The organism is Vibrio sp. 10N.222.48.A3 (assembly GCF_041475345.1).
In the GTDB taxonomy this organism is placed as follows: domain Bacteria; phylum Pseudomonadota; class Gammaproteobacteria; order Enterobacterales; family Vibrionaceae; genus Vibrio; species Vibrio tasmaniensis_A.
In genome coordinates, this window is sequence record NZ_JBFRVX010000948.1 from 1 (window position 1) to 3,045 (window position 3,045).

The following is a 3,045-nucleotide window of genomic DNA, read 5'->3' on the forward strand; positions in this document are numbered from 1 at the left end:
GCCAAGGTCTTCCTGTGATTCAAGAGCTGAAAAAATAAGAACTGATTTCTTGTTTTGATTGCTAATTAAAGGGGACATGGATTGTTCCCTTTTCGATGATGATAGCCTTGAAGCTTTGGTATCATTTATTTTGATTTTGTAACTCACTGCGCTCGGACAGGACAAAATCAAAATAAATCACACCAAAATTGTTAATTTACCTTTCCATCTATAGATGCTGCTTGAGTGTTTACAAAAATGACGTTTAAGAAAGAAGAACTAAAAACCCCATATTTCATGATCAACGAAGACAAGTTGATTGCGAATCTAGAGAAAGCCAAGCAACTGAAAGAGATTTCAGGTGTGAAATTGGTATTGGCACTGAAGTGTTTTTCGACATGGGGTGTGTTTGACATCATCAAACCTTACCTCGATGGCACGACAAGCTCTGGCCCATACGAAGTCAAGCTTGGCCACGAAACCTTTGGTGGTGAAACGCACGCTTACAGTGTGGGTTACAGCGAAGATGACGTGAGAGAAGTTGCGGATATCTGCGACAAGATGATCTTCAACTCTCAAAGCCAACTTGCCGTTTACCGTCATATTGTTGAAGGTAAGGCTTCATTGGGTTTACGATTAAATCCGGGTGTGAGCTACGCAGGGCAAGACTTGGCAAACCCAGCGCGTCAATTCTCACGTTTGGGTGTGCAAGCTGATCACATCAAACCGGGGATCTTCGATGAGATCAATGGTGTGATGTTCCACATGAACTGCGAGAACAAAGACGTCGATGCATTTATCGGTTTGCTTGATTCAATCTCAGAGCAGTTTGGTGAGCACCTAGATAAGTTGGACTGGGTGAGCATGGGCGGTGGTGTGTTCTTCACATGGCCGGGTTATGACATCGAGAAACTGGGTCTTGCGCTAAAAGCCTTCTCTGAAAAGCACGGCGTGCAGATGTACCTAGAGCCGGGTGAAGCCATCATCACTAAAACAACCGACCTAGTTGTGACAGTTGTTGATATTGTTGAGAACGTGAAGAAAACGGCAATTGTCGATTCAGCAACCGAAGCTCACCGCCTTGATACGCTTATCTACAATGAGCCAGCATCGGTATTAGAAGCCTCTGAAAATGGTAGCCATGACTATGTGATTGGTTCATGCTCATGTCTTGCTGGCGATCAGTTCTGCGAAGCTAGCTTTGACGAGCCACTTAAGATTGGTCAAAAGCTGCACCTGCTAGACAGTGCAGGTTACACCATGGTGAAACTGAACTGGTTCAATGGCCTAAAAATGCCATCGATCTATTGCGATCGCAGCAATGGCGAAGTTCAGAAGCTAAATGAATTTGGCTATGAAGACTTCAAACGATCATTATCACAATGGTCGGTTAAGTAACTAAGTCATAGTTTTAGAACAATAAAAAGAGCAGCCGGTGAGCTGCTCTTTTTTTTATAGATAACTGTTACCAGAGAAAAGAGTAAGGATAGAAGTGAAATGCTATCCGTTAGCTCTCAATCATCACTCGAGTATCTTCACTGAGCGTTTCTAATTCATTCACGACATCATCAATCAAGACTTCAATTGGCAACTTCACAGCGATCTTGGAAGTAAATAGACTTGAGCTAACACCACCGCCACCCGCGATAAAGACTCGGTGACAATCCATATCTAGAATGCTAATTCCTTGTCTGTCTAGTACATGTGTCACTTCGTTGACGATGCCAGCTCGGTCGTTAGAGTCGAGTCGTAAGTGATGTATTGTGTCTTGTGCGTTGTGAGTGTGGTCTGAATCAACAAACTGCACGATCAAGTCAGCATTGGCACTGAAAGCATCCTTAACAATTGATTCGTTGATGGCGGGAAGTTGAATCTTTAATACACCTGCAACTTGATCTTCAATAAAGTTAACTTTACTGATGAGCCATTTTCCGTCGTTTTCGTGAGTAACCGCAGCAAGTTGCTTGATTGTTGCTGGTGATGCTTGTCCGATAAAGTTTACGATAAATGTACTGTTCATATCAGCCCCCAAAGTCTCAATTGTTCGTTGCTAATTAAATGTTTGATATCACGCGATAAAGTTCTTTAATTTCAGTGTAGAAGGTTACATCGAACAATGTTTGACCTGTGTCAATTTTTGAAACTAAGCTGTGATGCAAAAAAAGAGAATGAAGAGTAGGGCACAAAAAAAGCGGCTAGAGAGCCGCTTTTAGAAGAGTTGTCGCATTTATTTGAAATGCAGTAACATAGAGTTCAGAGACTGGAAGTCGATTTAAAACGTTACTTTAAAGTTCATACCAACAAACTGAGAGTCGTATGTTGCCCCTGCATCGTAGGCGAATCGTGCTGCGTCTTTGTTATCCCACCAAGGGTTAGTATTCAGATTAACTTCTGCGTCACCACCCCATGCATCACTTACCCAGTAGTGGATATGGCCAACAGGGTTGAGGAAGAATAATGAAACATCACCCATGGTTTGAGAGCCCATCACTTCGCCACCTGAAGCAACAATGTCTTGCTCTGCTTCTAGCATCATTTCACCGACAACAGCCCCAAAGAATGGTGTAATAAAGATATCTTGCCATGAAGGTACTTCAGCAAACGCTTCTACGCCGTATTCCCAGAAAAATGTCGACATTGTCCAAGAGTATAAGAAAGACTCAAACTCGTCATAACCAGCATGTCGAGCTGCGGTGTAGTAAACACCGCCGAAATACGGATGCATTACGTAGTTTAGGAAGTGCTCATCACGGTCCCATACAGGGCCTTCAGAAACGTTATCTTTCCATTTTTTACCTAGTGCACTGATATCACGCTGGTCATCATCCCACTTAGTGATGCTTTCCGGTAAAAGCGTCATGAGGCCAACGGTTGCGACACTTAAACCAAGAATGGTATAAGTTTGGCCCATGAGGTAATCCCAATCTTTGCCATCGCTAACGGTAAGGTAGAGTGGTTGTTTTTCGATCGTTAAATCATATTGGTCGCTTGTTTCGCTTAGCGCATAATTGTTACTAGGCTTATAGGTGTACAAGCTTTCATTAACACAGTAATCTTGAGCGCATT

At 42.9% G+C, this 3,045-nt stretch carries 3 protein-coding genes; 1 reads left to right on the plus strand and 2 read right to left on the minus strand.

Translation table 11 applies throughout. The features are described 5' to 3' along the window. Positions 1 to 237 precede the first annotated feature (237 nt). Complete coding sequence (nspC, locus tag AB4653_RS22185; RefSeq protein WP_102258304.1) at positions 238 to 1,377, plus strand: carboxynorspermidine decarboxylase; 1,140 nt, start codon at positions 238 to 240, stop codon at positions 1,375 to 1,377. Positions 1,378 to 1,486: 109 nt separating this feature from the next. On the opposite strand, the gene AB4653_RS22190 is transcribed toward nspC, so the two are convergent. Both AB4653_RS22190 and AB4653_RS22195 read right to left on the minus strand, forming a co-directional pair. After that, positions 1,487 to 1,999 carry a glycine cleavage system protein R gene (locus AB4653_RS22190; RefSeq protein ID WP_009848853.1) on the minus strand — a complete coding sequence of 171 codons (513 nt, stop codon included), beginning with the start codon at positions 1,997 to 1,999 and terminating at the stop codon, positions 1,487 to 1,489. Positions 2,000 to 2,251: 252 nt separating this feature from the next. After that, positions 2,252 to 3,045: DUF3943 domain-containing protein (locus tag AB4653_RS22195; protein WP_372105363.1), on the minus strand; the 794-nt coding region annotated here is incomplete at its 5' end.